Origin of the sequence: Imtechella halotolerans, from assembly GCF_028743515.2 — a bacterium.
GTDB classification, from domain to species: Bacteria; Bacteroidota; Bacteroidia; order Flavobacteriales; family Flavobacteriaceae; genus Imtechella; species Imtechella halotolerans.
Window position 1 is genome coordinate 2,800,255 of sequence record NZ_CP117969.2, and the last position, 19,853, is coordinate 2,820,107.

Below are 19,853 nucleotides of genomic sequence, written 5' to 3' on the forward strand. Positions count from 1 at the left end.
ATTGGGTAGGTCTATAAAAATAAAAAAGGTTTGGCAAGCTGCCAAACCTTTTTAAATTATCATAAAGGCTGTTCTTACAACAAAGCGTCCAATGCTTCAGTGTAGGTATTTTTAGGTGCTACACCTACTTGTCTACCTACGACCTCTCCATTTTGGAATACCAATACTGTAGGGATGTTACGAACTCCATATTTGGCCGCAAATTCTTGATGTGCATCGACATCTACCTTTCCAATAACTGCTTTTCCTTGGTATTCTTCACTTATTTGGTCAATTACTGGACCTACCATACGGCAAGGACCACACCAAGCAGCCCAAAAATCTACTAATACAGGTTTGTCACTTTTTAAAACTACTTCTTCGAAAGTAGCATCGGTTATCTCCAGAGCCATAGTATTGTCTTTTAAGGTTATTACTGTTTTCTTTTATAACGATTATCTCGCAAATTTACATATTTATTTCGGCCTCTCCACAGCAGTACGATTAGTTTTTGTTATATTGCTATAAGTGAGGTGTAAGACCGTTAATTTAGTTTGAAAATAAAATCTTGACTACGCAATATATCAATTAAATCTGAATTGATATTTACTTTTAGCTTTCTGCTTTGCATAGTCAATTTTACATCTTCATCTAGCTTGTAAACCGAAAAATAAAGCTGGTGTTCTCCGCCATGGTCTCTTACTGCTTGTTTAAGAACATCAATTTTGTTTGGCTTAATATCTTCGACATTGAGATGTATGGTGATTTTTTTGGCAAATTGTTGCATTACATCTTGCAGTTGCATCATTGTATTATACTGTAAACGTGGTTCACTACGTTCGCCCGTCTCCTTTTTGATAAAACCTTCACGCACATATAATCTAAGGTAGATGAATGAATTAATTAGAAGGAAGTGTCTGAATTTAAGGTAATCCTCATTAAACAGTCTAAACTCATAAGAATCATTGTAGTCTTCCACAGTGAATGCGGCCCAACCTTTTCCATTTTTAGAAGTGCGATGTTGTATATCGGTTATTACTCCAGCTATTGATACTTCTCTGTTTACTAATCGTGTAAGTTCTCGCAGGTCTGAAAGTGAGGCATTACAAAAGTATTTTATTTCGGTCTTGAAATCATCCAAAGGATGTCCTGATATATATATACCAACAACCTCTTTTTCGCGTTTTAACTTTTCCATAGTGCCCCAAGTATCGCAAGGAGGTACGACAGGTTCTGGAATTTGTACCTCACTCATTTCTCCAAAAAGACTCACTTGGGCAGAATTCTCATTTTCCTGCATCTTGGCACCATATCTTAAAGCTTTTTCTAGAAAGGTGATACCATCGCCTTCATCATGGAAATACTGTGCTCTATGTGTGTCTTCAAAAGAGTCAAAACCACCCGCAAGTGCTATGTTTTCGAAGGCTTTTTTGTTTGCTGATCTTAGATCAATACGTTTGGCCATATCAAACACAGATCTGTATGGACTAGTCTTTCTATTTTCTACAATAGTGTCTACAGCACCTTTTCCTACACCTTTAATGGCCCCCATTCCAAAGCGAATTGCATTGTCTTTATTTACTGTGAATTTATGAAACGATTCGTTAACATCAGGACCTAATACCTCTAAGCCCATTCGTTTACATTCTTCTAAAAAGAAAGAAACTTGTTTGATATCATTCATATTGTTGGAAAGTACAGCAGCCATATACTCTGCAGGATAATGTGCTTTTAGGTAGGCTGTTTGATATGCAATCCATGCATAACAAGTTGAGTGTGATTTGTTGAAAGCATATTGCGCAAAAGCAGTCCAGTCCTTCCATATTTTTTCAAGTTTATCTTCAGGATGTCCTTTTTTTACGGCTCCTTCAATAAACTTAGATTTCATTTTTTCAAGGACATCTATAAGCTTTTTTCCCATTGCCTTACGTAATACGTCTGCATCACCCTTAGAAAATCCTGCTAGTTTTTGTGATAACAACATCACCTGCTCTTGGTATACAGTAATTCCATAGGTTTCTGCTAAGTATTCTTCCATTGCAGGCAGGTCATATTCTATAGCTTCTTCTCCATTTTTACGACGAACAAAACTTGGGATATACTCCAAAGGGCCAGGGCGATATAAGGCGTTCATAGCAATTAGATCGCCAAAAACGGTAGGCTTTAGCTCCTTCATGTATTTTTGCATTCCAGGAGATTCGTATTGGAAGATACCAACTGTTTCTCCTCGTTGGAATAGTTCGTATGTTTTTACGTCATCAATAGGGAATTGTTCTGGGTCAAGAGTTATGTTGTGTCGGTATTTAACTAACTTAACTGTATCTTTAATAAGGGTAAGGGTTTTGAGCCCTAGGAAGTCCATTTTCAGCAAGCCTGCGCTCTCTGCAACGGCATTGTCGAATTGTGTGACATAGAGGTCGGAGTCTTTGGCTGTTGTTACTGGAACAAAGTTGGTTATATCATCTGGAGTAATAATAACACCACAAGCATGTATTCCTGTGTTTCTAAGCGAGCCTTCTAATATTTTTGCTTGTTGAATTGTCTCTCCTGCAAGAGAGTTTTCTTGAGCAATGTCAATTAGTTCTTTAACTCGTTCAAATTCATCGGATGATTTTAGAGCCTTTTTTATTTCATCATCATTTTCTGATAAAAATCGGGCTAGGTTCCATTTAGACGGCATCATGCCGGGTATCAACTTAGCAATTCGGTCTGCATCTCCTAGAGGAAGGTCAAGAACACGAGCAGTATCTCGTATGGCAGACTTTGTGGCCATTTTACCGTAAGTAATAATCTGTGCTACTTGATTAGCTCCATATTTATTGATAACATAATCCATAACTAAAGCTCGCCCTTCATCGTCAAAATCTATATCAATATCGGGCATGCTTACTCGGTCAGGATTCAAAAATCGCTCAAATAGGAGATCGTATTTAATTGGATCAATGTTGGTTATTCCTAGGCAATAGGCAACTGCAGACCCAGCTGCTGATCCACGTCCTGGACCAACTGAAACGCCCATTTCTCGGGCTGCAGCAATAAAATCCTGTACAATTAGGAAGTATCCAGGGTATCCAGTGTTTTCAATAACCTGGAGCTCGAAATCAAGACGTTCTTCAATTTCAACTGTTATTTCGGCATATCTTTTTTTTGCACCTTCATATGTGAGATGTCTTAAGTATTTATTTTCACCTCTTTTACCACCGTCTTGATTATCTTCATTCACTTGAAACTCTTCTGGAATATCAAACTTTGGAAGGAGTACTTCACGAGCTAATTCATAGGGCGTTATTTTATCAATGATATCCTGAATGTTCATGATGGCTTCAGGTAAATCTTTGAATAGCGTTTTCATTTCATTACCACTCTTAAAGTAATACTCCTGATTAGGCATTCCGAAACGATAACCTCTACCACGTCCAATAGGAGTGGATTGTTTTTCACCATCTTTTACACATAATAAAATATCATGAGCATTAGCATCTTCTTTCTTAATGTAGTAGGTGTTATTAGTAGCTACTAATTTCACATTGTGCTTACGAGAAAAGTCTATAAGAACCTGATTGACGCGATTTTCATCTTCTTGATTATGGCGCATGATTTCTATGTATAGATCATCACCAAATTGCTCTTTCCACCAAAGCAATGCCTCTTCTGCCTGAGTTTCACCTATATTTAGGACTTTACTTGGAATCTCTCCATAGAGATTCCCTGTTAGCACCATTATGTCTTCCTTATATTGGGCAACTACCTGCTTGTCAATTCTAGGAACATAATAGAATCCTTGGGTATAGGCAATGGAAGCCATCTTAGCTAGATTATGATAACCATTTTTGTTTTTAGCTAAGAAAACTACTTGGTACCCATTGTCCTTTCGTGTTTTGTCAGTATGATCTTCACAGATGTAATATTCACAACCAACTATTGGTGTTAGTATAACCTCTTCGGGAGGTAGTCCTTCTGCTATGGCTGCTTCATTCTTGGCTTTAGCTGCTTTATTGTGATAACCGATACTGCTTACGAATTGAAAGGCACCCATCATGTTAGCCATGTCTGTTAATGCTACAGCAGGCATTTTGTTTTGAACCGCAGCTTTTATTAGATCTTGTACACTCGCTGTAGATTGTAAAACAGAGAATTGTGAATGATTATGAAGGTGTGCAAAATTTACCTGTGCAAGTTCTTTTATGTTTTGGTTAATTTCTTCCTTTGAAAGTCTATTGTCTGTTTTTTCAGCTAATAGTCGTTCGCGTATTTTTTCTGAAGCTGCTTTTAGATTAATGTGTTTTAATCCAATAAGCTGAATTTGGCTATTATTGGCCTGTTGGAAGGTTTCAAGGTATTCACTAGGAAGTTGATCGGTAGTAAATCCTTCCCCTATTCTCAAAAGCTCAAAAAAGCATCGAGTAGTTGCTTCAACATCAGCAGTGGCATTGTGCGCCTCTGCAAAAGGTTGTTGGAAAAGAAATTCATGAAGTTCAGTAAGTGTAGGTAGTTTAAAACGTCCACCTCGTCCACCTGGAATTTTACAAAGTTCAGCAGTGAGTTCAGTACATGTATCTAAAATAGGTAGGTTTTCTAGAGTAGTTTCTATTCCTGCTCTGTATAATTCGGCTCCCATTATGTTGATATCAAAGCTAACATTTTGGCCTACTACATAAGTTGCTTTTGATAAAGCTTCTTTGAATAGATGGAGGACCTCACTATTAGTGATTCCTTCTTCTTTAGCTAACTCCGTGGAAATACCATGAACTTTTTCAGCATCATAGGGAATATTGAATCCTTCAGGTTTTATAAGATAGTCCTGATGTTCGATAAGTTTTCCGGTAGCGTCGTGTAATTGCCAGGCTATTTGGACAGCACGTGGCCAGTTATCCACATCGCTAATGGGTGCATCCCAACGCTTGGGTAATCCGGTGGTTTCTGTGTCGAAAATCAGGTACATAGGGTATTGAATATTAAGTCTTTGTGATTTTGGAATATTAGCGTTAAAATTACAGATAATTTTTAGGGTGCTAAAGCAGAGTTTTGATGAGTTATTAACGACTCAAAATTTATGAGAGGTTGTTAATTAAATGTAAGGGGTAACTGAAATAGATAAAATCTTTTGTAGTTTCGTTGTAAACAGTTGCATTATGGATATAGTACTGGTTATTATGGGTTTTCTTTGTGTGGTACTAGGGGTTTTAGGAAGTATACTTCCGGCATTACCTGGCCCTCCTATCAGTTGGGTGGGATTATTGTTGTTATACCTCACAGATACTGTGGCTACGAATTGGTGGTTTTTGGGAATTACATTAGCAGTAGTTATAATTGTTTCTGTACTTGATTACACCATTCCAATAGCAGGCACAAAACGTTTTGGAGGAAGTAAGGCGGGAATGATTGGTACTACAATTGGTCTTGTAGTTGCATTGTTTGTGCCTATTTTTGGGTTATTTGGAATTATTATATGGCCATTCATAGGAGCATTGGTAGGCGAGTTAATTAATAAATCAGATTCAAAGAATGCATTGAAAGCTGCTTTTGGCTCCTTTTTAGGTTTTGTGGCATCTACAATGTTAAAGTTTATAGTGTCAATAGTATATTTAGGATTTTTTATTAAAACTACAATTCAACATGGATCATCTTGGTTTTAGGTATCTCTTAAATTTTATCTTTACTTAACAGAACGATAAACCTTATTTTTTTGACAGGAGTAAAATAATTCATCTTTTTACACCCTTGTGGCAAAAGAGATGAAAAGACCCCTTTCAACAATTTCTTCTGAAGAACTTAGCTTGAGGTTAAGCCAAAAGGACAGTTTGGCTTTTGAAGAAGTGTATGAGCGATATTGGAAAAGATTGTATGTATATGCGTATAAGATTTATGAGGATGAGGCTATCTGTGAAGATATAGTGCAAGAGGTCTTTATTAGTCTATGGGAAAAAGCCTCAGTTACTTTTATTGAACATTTAGAAGGATACCTATATCAAGCTGTGAAATACAAGGTTGCCGATACACTTAAAAAGCTTCGTTTTACTTATATTCACGATGAGGTGCTGGCTTCGTTAGATTCTGTCACTTCTCTGTATTCTACTAATTATCATGAATTAGAAGAAGAGGTTTTTCATGCCATGGAATCATTACCCTCTAAGTGTAAAGAGGTCTTTTATCTTAGTAGATTTAAACATCTTTCAAATGCTGAGATAGCAAATAGACTTAATATTTCAATTCGGACTGTGGAGACACATATCAGTCATGCCTTGCGTCATCTTCGTAGTAATCTACAAATCGTTCCTTCAGTAGTTTTTGTTTTTGTTGCGCTTATGTTGTCTAAAAGTTAAGAAAAATAAGCTGTTTTAATTCTGTATTAAGACTGCTGTTTTTTCTATTTGTGACTACGTGTTCCATCCTTTATTTTCGACTTACTGTTGAATAATGAAATTATTTCCATTGAATAAAGATGCATTTATGAGGTTGGCCTATAGGTATTCAAAAGATCTATGTTCAACTAAAGAGAAAGAAGTTTTTGAGCATTTTTTAACTGCACTTCAAGAACGAAAACTTAATTGGGAGCTTACCGATGAAGATGCTAGTCGTATGCGCATGCTCTTACATATTAAACAGCGAATAGATGAGCAATCTAATCTTCGGTATACTATTGTACGAATAGCTGCGGCCATTGCATTTTTAGTTACTATGATTTCAATGGGTTACTATTTTGTTACTAGTCCGAGTATGATTGAAGAGGTGACTTATGATGGTCAAAAAAGAGAAGTTATTTTACCAGATGGATCCCTCGTGGTATTAAATTCGGGAAGTATAGTGCGTTATCCTAGCCGGTTTACAGATTCTCGAACGGTTACCTTAGAAGGGGAAGCTTTTTTTCAGGTGGTTAAAGATAGCTCGAAGCCTTTTGTAGTCGTAACGAAATTAATGCATACAAAAGTCTTAGGAACTTCATTCAATGTCTCTGCCTACAAGGATAGAGATTCACGTGTTAATGTAATGAGTGGAAAAGTGGCAGTACAAGCTGAGAATAGTCCAAATGAACAAGTAATTTTGAAGGCCAATGAACAGGTGCTTGTATCTCAAAGAACTAAGCATTTATTTGTAACTGAAGAGCCTGCGGGTCGTTATTCAAGTTGGAGGCTGCAAACATTAGAATTTGATAACGCCACTCTGAAAGAAGTTGCTTTTATTCTTGAACAGAAGTATGGAGTTACCATTCTATTTGATACTAATCATATTTCTGATTTGAAATTGACAGGAGTTTATAAATCTCCTAAAATAGAAAATGTATTGGAAAGTATCTCTTTTTTAAAAGGAGTGAAGTACCGTTATACTGACCCTTATACCATAATTTGGTATTATCCCTCCACACAAAATCTCCAAAAAAAGAAGCCTATGTAACACTTTAAAATTAAAAAACCCGCTTTGCTGCAACAAAACGGGCCAAAAACTTCAGTAAAAACTAAAGCTAATAAATTGAATTATAAAAGATTTCGAAAAAATTTTACAACCAATCCATGTATACAAAAATAGAAAAATTACTTAGTAGAAGCTTAATCGTATGTCTCAGTTTTCTAATGGTGTTTACTGCATCTGCTTCAAATGTAAGTGAATCAAGTAGTCTTAAAGCAACTGTTTCGGTTATGTTAGAAAATGCTTCAGTTGAACAATTATTTTTGGCTATTCAACGTCAAACAGATTTTTCATTTGTTTATGATGAGTCAATTCGTCAGACTACTAGAAAATCATTTTACTATCCTCAAAATACAGTAGAATTCATTCTGAATGATCTAAAAAAAGAGGGCTATTCTTATAAAAATATTAATTCAACCATAACAATTACACGTTCTTCCTCTATACAACAAACTATACATGGGGTGGTAAAAGATCCGGATGGAATACCTTTACCTGGAGCGACCGTGATGTTAAAGGGTGTTTCTCAGGGGACGACCACTGATTTTGATGGAAAGTTTGAATTAAAAGTAAATCAGCCTTCAGGCACATTAGTAATCTCTTTTATTGGCTATAAAATATTGGAGGTTCCTTTTAGAATTGGTACATCCGTTTCAGTTACGCTTCAAGAAGATGTAAATTCTTTAGATGAGGTGGTTGTAACTGCTCTTGGAATTAAAAGGGAAGAGAAACAGCTAGGGTATGCACAACAGACGATCCAAGCCGAGAGTATGACACATGCCAGAGCCAATAACTGGGGAGAGGCATTAAGGGGAAAAGTAGCAGGATTAAATATAGTAACATCAGGCTCAGGACCCATGAACTCACAGCAAATAACATTGAGGGGAGAACGTTCATTAGGAGCTAATGGTAATGCAGCATTAATAGTTGTAGATGGTATTCCAGTCTATAGTGGTCTTACATCTTCAGGTAATAATAATGCCTACATGGAAGAAGACGTTCCTGTTGATTATGGCAACGGAATTGTGGATATTAATCCTGAAGATATTGAAAGTGTTACCGTGTTAAAAGGTGCTGGTGCAACAGCACTCTACGGAAGTAGAGCAGCTAATGGTGCGATCATGATTACCACGAAATCAGGAAAAGTAGAAAAAGGTTTGGGAGTTACTTTCAGTAGTAATGCTAGTGTTGATATTATTCAAGAGTGGCCTGAATGGCAGTATGAATATGGACAAGGGACAATGGCTCGAAATAGCGATGGTGAGTTGTATTATTCTTACGGTGTTACCGAGGATGGTGCTAGTACAAGTGGGACTAGTAGTGCCTTTGGGCCTAAGTTTGACGGACAGTATTATTATCAATATGATCCTATATTGGAGGGACGTTCCCAAGACAGAACATTGTGGAAACCTTATAAGAATAATCGAAAGGATTTTTGGCGTACAGGTACTACCTATACTAACAACGTTTCAATTGAAGGAGGTGATAGTAAAGGAAATATGAGAGCCTCATTCACACATAGTAAGAATGAATGGATTATGCCTAATACTGGATTTGAACGTTTAGCAGTCTCTCTCAAAGGGAGTTATCAGGTTTCTGATCGCATTCGATTAAACTCAGTGGTGAATTACACGAATAGAACAAGTGATAATCTACCTGGTACAGGTTACAATAATCACTCAATTAATTATTTTGAGATTTTTCAAAATCCAAATGTTGATTTGGAATGGTATCGTCCAATTTGGAAAGAAGGTAGATATCAGGTAAGTCAGATAAAGCCTTTTAGTTCTTATATAGAGAACCCATACCTGATTGCTTATGAGGTGCTTAATGGAATCAATAGCAATGGAGTAACTGGAACTCTTAGTGCAAATATCAAATTAAGTGATTATTTTGATTTCATGGTTCGTACAGGATTAAATACCAATCATCAAGATCGCGAACAAAAACGTCCATTTGATACTAACCGTTTTGGTAGAGGGTATTATAAAAAACAGAATATTTATGCACAAGAAACCAATGTGGATTTTTTACTTACTTATAAAAATGCATTTGGTGATTTTGATTTATCAACTTCAGTAGGAGGTAATGCTATGGATTTTAGATACCGAAGACTTGATGCAGCTACGGAAGATGGATTAGTTGTGCCTGGAATTTATAAATTATCAAATGGTATAAGTCCAGCATCAGTTCGTTCACTTGATAGTAATAAAAAGGTCAATAGTTTATATGGGATGATTTCTTGGGCTTACCAAAATAGTATTTTCTTAGATCTTACTGCTCGTAATGATTGGTCAAGTACCTTGCCACAAGATAATTGGTCATTCTTTTACCCCTCAGCTAATGCAAGTATAGTTTTAAGTGAGTTGTTACAATTTCCTAAATCTATTGATTACGCTAAGCTAAGATTTTCCGTTGCTCAGGTTGGAAATGATACTCAACCCTATCGTACCAGTAAGTATTATTCTCAGAGTGATTTTCCAAGTTCTGCTACAGCCCCCTCTACCATGCATAATATCAATTTCAAACCTGAAATAACCACTAGTTATGAGGCGGGTATGGAGTATCGTTTATTTGGGAATCGTTTGGGGTTTGATGCAGCAGTGTATCGAACATTTACAGAAAACCAAATTTTAGAAGTTCCACTTAATTGGGTTACAGGATATAGCCGTGCAATTTTGAATGCTGGAAAAGTTCGTAACCAAGGGGTAGAACTAATGGTTAACGGTACTCCTGTAAAAACATCGTCATTTTCATGGCAAACAACTGTAACCTGGGCACGTAATTATAACAAAATATTAGAATTAGCAGAAGCATTGGAGGGAGAAGATCAGCAAATATTGGGTAATGGAGGTAGTGCAACCCTGATTGCAAAAGTGGGAGGGTCTACTGGAGATATCTATGGGTATGGTTTTGTTCGGAATGAGGAAGGCCAAATTTTGTATAACTCGAAAGGAATGCCTATTCAGCCAAGTGAAATATCGTATCAAGGAAGTGCATATGCTGATTGGAAAGCAGGCTGGGTAAATACCTTTACCTATAAAAATCTTAAATTGAATGTAACGCTGGATGGTCAGTATGGTGGTATTGTGTATTCTCAAACTTTTCATAAGGCCTCAGAGCAAGGTAAATTAAAACATACTCTTTACGGTAGAGAGGATGGTTACATTATTGGCGATGGAGTTGTAGCTAATTCCGACGGCACTTTTTCTCCCAATACTACAAAGGTTGGTGTTCCCCAATACTATAAGGAGTATTATAGGAGAGCAAATGTAGAATCCAATTCATTTGACGCTTCATTTATTAAGCTACGAGAAATTAGTCTTACCTATTCTATTCCAAGACAACTTATTTCCAAAACAGGATTTAGAAATGCGAACGTTTCATTCTATGGAAGAAACCTAGCTGTAATTTCTGATTTTCCAATTTATGATCCAGAATCGGCAGCACTAAATGGTGACACTTTGCTACCTGGAATAGAAATGGGACAGCTACCTTCACCTGCAACCTATGGTATGAGTCTTAAAGTTGAATTTTAAAATTATTTAAAGAATATTAAAATTACGTATATGAGCGTATTGAAAAAATCCTTTTTAGGTATAGTGTCACTTTTAGTTGCACAAGGGTGTACAAGTTCATTTGAAGATTTGAACAAAAATCCAAATTTGGTAGAGCATATTAGTCCAGCAACATTATTGAATCCAATAATATATGAAGTTGCGTCACATAATGTTTACAGAGGTGGTTGGCAAATTACTGATTATCTTATGCAAGTAAATCTACCTTTTCCAAGCGTTTATGGGGGGGTTCACCGTTATGAGATTACGGATAATTTAGGTGCATCTACTTGGAATGCTTATTACAAATGGGCGGCAAATATTAGAGAAATGGAATTAGCAGCCGATGCCTATAAGGATGTTAATTATAAGGCTATTTCATTAACTCTTAAAACCTTGGTGTATGCTGAATTAACTGATGTTTTTGGTGATATTCCAATGAGTGAAGCCTCTAAAGGAGATCAAGGAATTCTTCGTCCTAAATTTGATACTCAAGAAGAAATTTATACTCAATTATTGGCCAATTTGGAGCAAGCCAACACCTTATACGACACCTCTAGTTCAATGGTCTATTCTCCAGATATACTTTTTGGAAACGATATTAAGCTTTGGAAGAAATTTACCAATTCTTTACATTTAAGATTATTATTACGGATATCAAATAGGGTAGAGACACAGGCATTCGCAAAAATGACATTTATGCTTAACAACCCTAATTTGTACCCCGTTTTTACTAGTACTGAAGAAGCTGCAGTTTTGCAGGTTACAGGTGTTAACCCAAATATATCTCCTTGGAGTCGAACACAGGATTTTAGACTTAATAGAAAAATGTCTACTTTCTTTTTAAATAATCTAAATAATTTTGAAGATCCACGAAGGGACGTTTTTGCAACTAAAGCTACCAATTCCGATAATATGGATATTGGTTATGTAGGTATTCCGAGCGCTTACGATGGATCCGAATCTCAATTCAACTATAATGCTTCTACACTGGAAATTTCAATGGTAGAGAACCCTATGATACTTCCTATATTGACTTTTTCTGAAGTGTGTTTTATAAAGGCAGAATTGGCACAAAGAGGATATATTGATAATGCCCAGCATTATTATGAAGAAGGAGTAAAGGCTGCTATGGAATTATGGGGAGTAAATATTCCGGAAACCTATTTTGATAACCCTTATACCGCTTACGACGGAAGTTTGGAGCGTATAATGCTTCAAAAATATTACGCTTTATATTTTAATGGCTATCAACAGTGGTTTGAATATAGACGTACTGGGTTTCCTGAACTTCCTACAACAACTTCTATGCTTAATGATGGAGTGATGCCTTCACGTTTGTATTATCCACTAGATATTCGGGTTCAGAACTCTACTAATTATGAGGAAGTTGTAAAACGAATTGGGGGTGATGATATCAATACGAAAGTTTGGTGGGATATAGTAGATTAATAGTAAAAAAAGAGTACAATGAAAGATAGAAGAGACTTTCTTAAAAAAATAGGAATCGCCGCTGGCGGTGCAGCGTCTGTAGGTTTTTTACCTTCCACCTTGCTGGGACAACCAGTACATAAAGTTCTGGATAAAGAACCGTTTCAAGGATTGGCAACCATTGACATAAAAGGGAGTGTTACTTCCGGTGGTTATGCTTTGTCAAATGTAGTTATTACTGATGGAGTAACTGTAACAAGTACCGATGAAAATGGGAGTTTTAGTCTAATAACTAGTCCTTCTCAAGATTTTATTTACATGAGCACGCCTTCTGGCTATAAAATCAATAGTTTACAAAATGGTTCTGCTCGCTTCTTTTTGCCAATTGTAAAAGAGAATCCAGAACAAGAGATTCATTTTGAATTAGAAGAACTGAAAGAGAGCGATAAAAAACATCACTTTGTGGTGTTGGCTGATCCTCAAATTCAAAATGCTTATGAGGTTGAACAGTTTTTAACTGTAGCCATGCCAGATGTCAAGAAGACAATTGAAAGTATTGAGTCTAGTAATGTTTTCGGGATAGGATGTGGTGATTTAGTCTTTGATCGTTTGGAACTATTTAAGGATTATAATGAAGGAATTAAAAGTACAGGTGTGCCCTTTTTTCAAGTATTAGGAAATCATGATATGGACTTAGGTGTTAGGAGTGATGAAATGACTACCAGTACATTTAATCAACTTTTTGGGCCTCAATACTATTCGTTCAATAGAGGAGATGTTCATTATGTTGTTCTTGATGATGTTTTCTTTATAGGGGTGGATAAAAAGTACATAGGCTACATTAACGAAGTTCAACTTTCTTGGTTAGAAAAGGATCTAAGCTATGTGCCTCATGGTACAACGGTTGTCGTAGCCTTACATATACCTACTTATACAGGTGCTGTAAAAAGGTATCCAGATCGTGACTCCATTGGTGGAATTGTAAATAATCGACAACATCTTTATAAGTTGTTGGAACCTTATAATACACATATTTTATCAGGACATACGCATTTCAATGATAATATGCTTCTAAAGGACAATCTTTTTGAGCATTGTCATGGAACTCTTTGTGGCGCTTGGTGGAGTGGCCCTATCTGTTATGATGGCACACCTAGTGGTTATGGGGTGTACAGTGTTGAAGGGTCTAAACTAAGTTGGTATTATAAATCTACTGGAAAAGATAAAACCCATCAATTAAGGGTATATGAAAAAGGGCGTCATCCAGAATTTCAGGATCGCTGGTGTGTAAATATTTGGAATTGGGACCCAGAATGGACAATTACTTGGTTTGAAAATGGTAAATCTAAAGGTGCTCCGGAGCGAATTGTAGCAAGAGATCCATTAAGTATCGAATTGCATGATGGACCTGAATTGCCTAAAAGAAGGAAGTGGGTGGAGCCTCAGCTTTCAGATCACATGTTTTTCTTTGATCCTTCCCCGAAGGCTAAAACAATAAAAGTAGAAGCGGTTGATAGATTTGGAAATGTTTATTCTGAAACTGTTACTGTTTAATACCTAGTGTTGATTAATAGAAAGCCCTGAAGTTGTAGTCTTCAGGGCTTTTGCTATTAATGGGGTAATTTATCTTTGATAAGACCATACACAAAGGTACCCAATAGCCCTCCGAAAATTACGATAAGAATAGGCCAAAACCCTGCACCAGCCAGCACAAACATTGGTCCGGGGCAAGCACCAGCCAATGCCCAACCTAAACCGAAAATTATACCTCCATATAGATAATTTTTCCAGCCTCTAGATTTTGCTTCTATGCGTATAGGAGTTCCTTCTATATTTTTCAATTTCGTTTTTTTAATAAAGTAGACAATGACTATTCCTGTAATTACCGCCACACCAATTATACCATACATATGAAATGATTTGAAATGAAACATTTCAAAAATTCTAAACCATGAAGCCGCTTCAGATTTATATAATACAATGCCGAAGAAGGTTCCAATAATAAGATATATACTGTTTTTCATAAAAGTATTTTAAAAAATGATAGGAAATAAAAAATGAATCATCAGTAATCCACCAATAAAAAAGCCAATAACGGCTATTAGGCTTGGTAATTGTAAGTTACTTAATCCTGAAATGGCGTGACCTGAAGTACAGCCGTCTGCATAGCGAGAACCGAAACCTACCATAAATCCTCCAATAAGTAATAAGATTATGATTTTAATATTAGTGAATGCTTCATTTCCAAATAGTTCGGTGGGCATATAAACCTTATTTGTTGAATTGATATTGTATGTTTCTAATGTAGATATCATATCCTGGTTGAGTTGAGGAGCAGTGCCGTCGCTAAGAAAATGATGAGCGATAAACCCACCTAAAAAAACTCCAACTACAACCATCAGATTCCAACTCTGATCCCTCCAATTGAAATTGAAAAAATTTGATTTCTTACCTGCTCCGCATAGGGTGCAAATCGTTTTCAAGTTAGATGACATTCCAAATCGTTTTCCTACTATCAGTAAGAGAAACATGGTAAATGCGATTAGTAACCCTGAAATGTACCAAGGCCAAGGTTGTAAAATAATTTCCATAGTTAGTATTTTTGACAAAGATAGGAAACAGAAAGAGGTAATGCATTAGCATTACCTCTTTTCAGAAAATTCGGATTGGGGGGATTACTCTTTTATGCCGAATTTTTTTAAGATGTCTTCCAATAAACACCATTTGGTAAGTGAAGATTGAAATAGATTAGCTCCTACAAAAGCAGTAAACCATAACCAGTTTATATTTACATAAACAGCTAAAAGTAGACTGATAAGGATAAACGATCCGGCTACGCCGCGTACAATTCTGTTTTTCATATATTGGAATTTAATTAGATGTGTTTTTCTACTGGAATTACAATAGCCCTTATGGGATTATTTGTTTCCATTTGATTGTTAAATGATTCAATAAGCTTAAAAAGTGATTCTATTTTAGAAGCTTTGGTAAAGGAAAAGAACATAAGCGATTCATGTCCTCCTTTTTCACTCGGGAACCAGGTCTGGGTTGCCATAAGCGATGGAGCCGTTTTATAGCCATCAATTTCGGAGCTACTAAAGGCTTCAATGTCGGCTTGTTTAAATAGTTTCAACACATCCTTTTGGAAGGCGGAAACAGTGGTTACAATAACAAGTTTCATAGGTCTTTGATGATTAGTTATAATTTTTCTTTTCAATCATATAGTACACTAATGGTACTACCAAGAGGGTCAATATTGTAGAAGCAATTGTCCCTCCCATTAGGGAAATAGCCAATCCTTGGAAAATAGGGTCAAAGAGGATAACGAATGCACCAATTACAACTGTTCCAGCAGTAAGTAAAATGGGTGTAGTACGGACAGCACCTGCTTCAATAACTGCTTGTTTAAGCGGAATTCCTTCTGCTAAACGTAAGTTTACAAAATCTATTAGTAATACCGAATTACGAACCATGATACCTGCCAATGCAATCATTCCGATAAAAGAAGTCGCTGTAAAGAAGGCCCCCATTATCCAGTGACCAACTACAATCCCTACCATTGATAGCGGTATAGCAACCATCATGACTACAGGCGCTTTAAAGTTCTGGAACCAACCTACAATAAGTATGTAAATGATAAAAATAACACCTAAGAAGGCAATTCCAAGATCGCGGAATACTTCTAATGTTATTTGCCATTCCCCATCCCATTTCACTGTATAATTATCTTCATAATCGGGTTGTTGAATGTATAATTCGTTAATGCTATACCCCTCTGGAAGTTTTATTTCTTTTAGTTTTTCTTCCATGCCTAGGATTGCATAAACAGGACTCTCTAACTCTCCAGCCATATCTGCTAAAACATACACTACTTGCTTTTGGTTTTTACGGTAGATACTTTGATGCTGAGAGCGTTTCTTGATTTCAGCTAAATCACCTACGGCTACCATATTTCCTGATGGTGCGGCAATTTTTAATTGTGCTATATCATCAATTGTCGATTTTTCCTGTTCATCTAATGCTAATACAATACCAATTGATTGGGTGGCATTTTGATCATATAGGTTGGTAATTGCTCTGTCACCTAAAGCCAAATTTAATGTTTGGGTAATTTGTTGAGGAGCTATACCTAGGAGCATTGCTTTTTCTTTGTCAATTTCAAAATAATACTCTGGTTGTGAGGCTTCTACCATCCAATCTACATCTACTACATCATTAGTGTTATTTAGAATGGATTGGATGTCATTAGCAATTGTTTTTTGAGTTTCATAGTCAGGGCCATATACTTCGGCTACAATAGTTGATAAAACTGGAGGTCCAGGTGGAACTTCAACAATTTTGACGTTAGCTCCATATAGAGCTGCTATTTTTTGAATATCTGGACGTAATCTTTTTGCGATATCATGACTTTGATCACTACGTTCACTTTTATCTTTTAAATTTACCTGTATATCTGCAGTATTACTAGCACCACGTAAATCATAATGGCGAACTAGACCATTAAATGTTATAGGGGCGGAAGAACCCACATAACTTTGGTAATTTACGACCTCTGGTCTTTTTGAAAGATATTGACCTATTTCTCTTGTGACAACAGCTGTTCGTTCTAGTGTAGTTCCTTCCGGCATGTCAATAACCACTTGAAATTCGTTTTTGTTGTCAAAAGGGAGCATTTTTACGGCTACCGATTTGGTAAAGAACATGGCTATAGAGCCAACTAAAAGAAATATAGTTAAACCTAAAAATATCCAACGTTTTTTTGGGTTTTCTATTAAAGGTCTCTCAAATTTTTCATAGATGCGGTAAATTGCAGTATCTTCCATTTTGTGCTCCTGTTCCAACACAGATTTATCTCCTTTCTTTTCTTTTTCTCGTAAGAAAATAAAACCAAGGTAAGGTGTGATTGTAAGAGCCACAAAAAGTGATAAAATCATAGCTATAGAGGCTCCTATAGGCATTGGACTCATGTAAGGTCCCATCAAACCACTAACAAAAGCCATTGGTAAAACAGATGCTATTACTGTAAAGGTTGCTAATATAGTAGGGTTTCCTACTTCATTAATAGCATATAAGGCGGCTTGCTTAAATGGAAGGCGTTTCATTTTAAAATGCCTATGCATATTTTCAGCGATGATAATGGAATCATCAACTACAATACCAGTTACAAATACTAGGGCAAATAATGTAATACGATTAAGCGTGTAATCTAGTAGGTAATAACTCAACAAAGTTAATGCGAATGTAATAGGTACCGACAGAAATACGACGAGTCCTCCACGCCAACCCATAGCCAGCATTACTACTATTGTTACGGCTATGATGGCTCCAATTAAGTGCATTAATAATTCAGATACCTTATGTGAAGCTGTTTCTCCATAATTTCTAGTTACCTCTACGTGAACATCGTTCGGAATTAAAGTAGATTCTAGATGAGCTACTTTATCCAGAATTACCTCAGAGATTTTCATGGCATCAGCTCCTTTACGTTTAGCAATAGATACTGTTACCGCTGGATATTCTGAGCTATATGAATCAGATTGAGATGAACCTTTGCCATAACCGAAAGAGACATATGAAGTTGGGAGTTGAGGTCCGTCAACAACTGTAGCTACTTGTTTAAGGTATATTGGAAGATTTTGTTGGACCCCCACTACTAGGTTTTCCACATCTTCCGTGGTTTGCAAGAAACTACCAGTTGCCACTAAAAATTCGATGTCATTTTGGCGAAAGCTACCTCCAGGGAGCTGTTGGTTATTGGCCTGAATCTTTTGAGCGACACTAGTGAAATCAATTCCACTGGAAGCCATCTTATCTTTATCTAGTACCACGCGGACTTCACGATTCCTACCACCAATTTTTTTAGTGATAGAAACATCGGTTACTTTCTCAATTTCATGAGTTAGTTCATTGGCGAGTTGCCTTAATTGATAATCATCATAATTCTCACTCCAAAGGGTAAGGGCGAGCATTGGAACATCGTCAATTGCTCTAGTTTTTATAAGTGGCATGGTGACACCTTTTGGCATGTCATCCATATGTTTCATTATTTCATTGTAAAGTTTTACGTAGGAACGTTCTATATCCTCACCTACATAAAATTGTACAATGACCATACCTTGGTTATTCATGGAAGTACTGTAAACGTACTCTACACCTTTTATATTAGAAATTATTTTTTCTAATGGTTTGATCACTCTTGACTCCACTTCTTTGGGGCTAGCTCCTGGGTACCCTACAAAAATGTCTGCCATTGGAACATCTATCTGCGGCTCCTCTTCTCGAGGAATAAGAAACGAGCTATAAACACCTATTACCATGAATACTATCATTAGTAGTACGGTTAGCTTCGATCCTATAAAGCCTTTGGCAATCTTGCCTGCTAATCCTTCTTTCATTTGTAAATATTATTATTGAATGGCCACTTTGGCACCATTAAACAATTTTCCTTCTGCTGTAACAATGTATGTTTCATCAGCATTTAAACCAGCCAATACTTCAATTTGATCACCATAAGTTCTACCTAGTCGTAGCCAGCGGAGCAAAGCTGTATTTTGCTGGCTAATTGTATAAATTCCAGATAGTTCGCCCTTCTTTATTATTGAGGAAGTTGGAATAAGTACCTTGTCAGGGGCATTTTTACGTTCTACTGGGAATTGTACAGTGGCATACATACCAGAACGAACGGAAGAATCAGAACTGTCTAGTGTTACTTTAACTAAGTATTGGCCTCCTGTATTCTTTGCTGATGAGCTTACCTCTGTAACGGTACCTGTAATCTGGGTGTTAATTGATTTTACGAGTACAGAAACTTTTACCCCATTGGTAATACTACTTATTTCAGATTCTGGGACCATGGCTTTTACCTCAAATGCTCCTGGGGCTTCAACAGCTACTAGAGGTATTCCTGGATTTGCCATATCTCCAGCTTCAACAAAAGTATTAGTTACAATTCCGTTAAAGGGCGCAGTTATGTTGACATAGGCGAATTGTGCTTCAATCTCATTTTTCATTTGCTTGGCTGCTTCAAGACGTGCCTTTGCCATTTGATAGCGGGCAGTCATATCGTCCATTTCCTTTTGAGACGCACTGTTTTCAGTAAATAGGACCTGGAATCGTTTATAGTCTTTTTCCGCGTTTGTGAATGCAGCAGTGGCTTCAATGATTCCTGCATTTATTTGTGCACGTTTCGCTTGTAAATCGGCATTGTTGATGGCTAGGAGTAATTGTCCTTTTGTGACTTTTTGTCCTACATTGACATAAACTTTAGTTACAAATCCCATCATACGAGTGCTTAGGTTTGCGCTATTTACAGCCTCTATTTTTCCACTAGCAGCTAGTAAAGGATTGTTAGTGGCGGTAGGAGCATTAACAGTTACTTTAATGGTAGGTTCATTTGTGCTTCCTATAGTTTCTTTTTTACTGCAGCCAGCAAATAAAATGGAGGCTACTATAAGGACAATGGTATATTGCTTTATTTTCATG

The 19,853-nt window shown here is 36.6% G+C and carries 14 protein-coding genes; 6 read left to right on the forward strand and 8 right to left on the reverse strand.

Annotation, left to right across the window (positions count from 1 at the left end; all coding sequences use genetic code 11):
* Positions 1 to 74: 74 nt before the first annotated feature.
* Both trxA and dnaE read right to left on the reverse strand, forming a co-directional pair.
* A complete protein-coding gene (gene trxA, locus PT603_RS12455; protein WP_008237406.1) occupies positions 75 to 392 on the reverse strand; it encodes a thioredoxin in 318 nt (105 codons plus the stop codon).
* Positions 393 to 523: 131 nt separating this feature from the next.
* Positions 524 to 4,921: a DNA polymerase III subunit alpha gene (gene dnaE, locus PT603_RS12460; RefSeq protein ID WP_008237408.1), complete on the reverse strand. Its 4,398-nt coding sequence runs from the start codon at positions 4,919 to 4,921 to the stop codon at positions 524 to 526.
* A 190-nt stretch (positions 4,922 to 5,111) separates the two neighbouring features.
* Here dnaE and PT603_RS12465 point away from each other — a divergent pair, with 190 nt between their 5' ends.
* The 6 genes from PT603_RS12465 to PT603_RS12490 all read left to right on the forward strand — a co-directional run bounded on the left by PT603_RS12465 (position 5,112) and on the right by PT603_RS12490 (position 13,925).
* Complete coding sequence (locus PT603_RS12465) at positions 5,112 to 5,615, forward strand: DUF456 domain-containing protein (RefSeq protein WP_008237411.1); 504 nt, start codon at positions 5,112 to 5,114, stop codon at positions 5,613 to 5,615.
* A gap of 99 nt (positions 5,616 to 5,714) precedes the next feature.
* Complete coding sequence (locus PT603_RS12470) at positions 5,715 to 6,302, forward strand: RNA polymerase sigma factor (RefSeq protein ID WP_008237412.1); 588 nt, start codon at positions 5,715 to 5,717, stop codon at positions 6,300 to 6,302.
* A 94-nt stretch (positions 6,303 to 6,396) separates the two neighbouring features.
* Entirely contained in the window at positions 6,397 to 7,371 is a 975-nt protein-coding gene (locus PT603_RS12475) for a FecR family protein (protein ID WP_008237414.1), read from the forward strand.
* 116 nt (positions 7,372 to 7,487) lie between these two features.
* Positions 7,488 to 10,922, forward strand: a complete 3,435-nt coding sequence (locus tag PT603_RS12480) for a SusC/RagA family TonB-linked outer membrane protein (RefSeq protein WP_008237416.1) — start codon at positions 7,488 to 7,490, stop codon at positions 10,920 to 10,922.
* A gap of 30 nt (positions 10,923 to 10,952) precedes the next feature.
* Positions 10,953 to 12,392 (forward strand): SusD/RagB family nutrient-binding outer membrane lipoprotein, encoded by a 1,440-nt coding sequence (locus tag PT603_RS12485; RefSeq protein ID WP_008237418.1) that lies wholly within the window; start codon positions 10,953 to 10,955, stop codon positions 12,390 to 12,392.
* Between the two features lie 18 nt (positions 12,393 to 12,410).
* Entirely contained in the window at positions 12,411 to 13,925 is a 1,515-nt protein-coding gene (locus PT603_RS12490; RefSeq protein WP_008237419.1) for a calcineurin-like phosphoesterase C-terminal domain-containing protein, read from the forward strand.
* 56 nt (positions 13,926 to 13,981) lie between these two features.
* On the opposite strand, the gene PT603_RS12495 is transcribed toward PT603_RS12490, so the two are convergent.
* From PT603_RS12495 to PT603_RS12520, 6 genes are all read right to left on the reverse strand, one after another.
* Positions 13,982 to 14,395, reverse strand: a complete 414-nt coding sequence (locus PT603_RS12495) for a DUF6691 family protein (RefSeq protein WP_008237421.1) — start codon at positions 14,393 to 14,395, stop codon at positions 13,982 to 13,984.
* 9 nt (positions 14,396 to 14,404) lie between these two features.
* A complete protein-coding gene (locus tag PT603_RS12500; RefSeq protein ID WP_008237435.1) occupies positions 14,405 to 14,962 on the reverse strand; it encodes a YeeE/YedE family protein in 558 nt (185 codons plus the stop codon).
* 84 nt (positions 14,963 to 15,046) lie between these two features.
* Positions 15,047 to 15,232, reverse strand: coding sequence for a YgaP family membrane protein (locus PT603_RS12505; protein ID WP_008237436.1), 186 nt, complete (start codon positions 15,230 to 15,232; stop codon positions 15,047 to 15,049).
* A gap of 14 nt (positions 15,233 to 15,246) precedes the next feature.
* Positions 15,247 to 15,552, reverse strand: coding sequence for a hypothetical protein (locus tag PT603_RS12510; RefSeq protein WP_008237437.1), 306 nt, complete (start codon positions 15,550 to 15,552; stop codon positions 15,247 to 15,249).
* Positions 15,553 to 15,565: 13 nt separating this feature from the next.
* On the reverse strand, positions 15,566 to 18,766 hold the full coding sequence (locus tag PT603_RS12515; protein ID WP_008237438.1) for an efflux RND transporter permease subunit: 3,201 nt from the start codon (positions 18,764 to 18,766) through the stop codon (positions 15,566 to 15,568).
* A 12-nt stretch (positions 18,767 to 18,778) separates the two neighbouring features.
* Positions 18,779 to 19,852, reverse strand: coding sequence for an efflux RND transporter periplasmic adaptor subunit (locus PT603_RS12520; RefSeq protein WP_008237439.1), 1,074 nt, complete (start codon positions 19,850 to 19,852; stop codon positions 18,779 to 18,781).
* Between the last annotated feature and the right edge of the window lies 1 nt (position 19,853).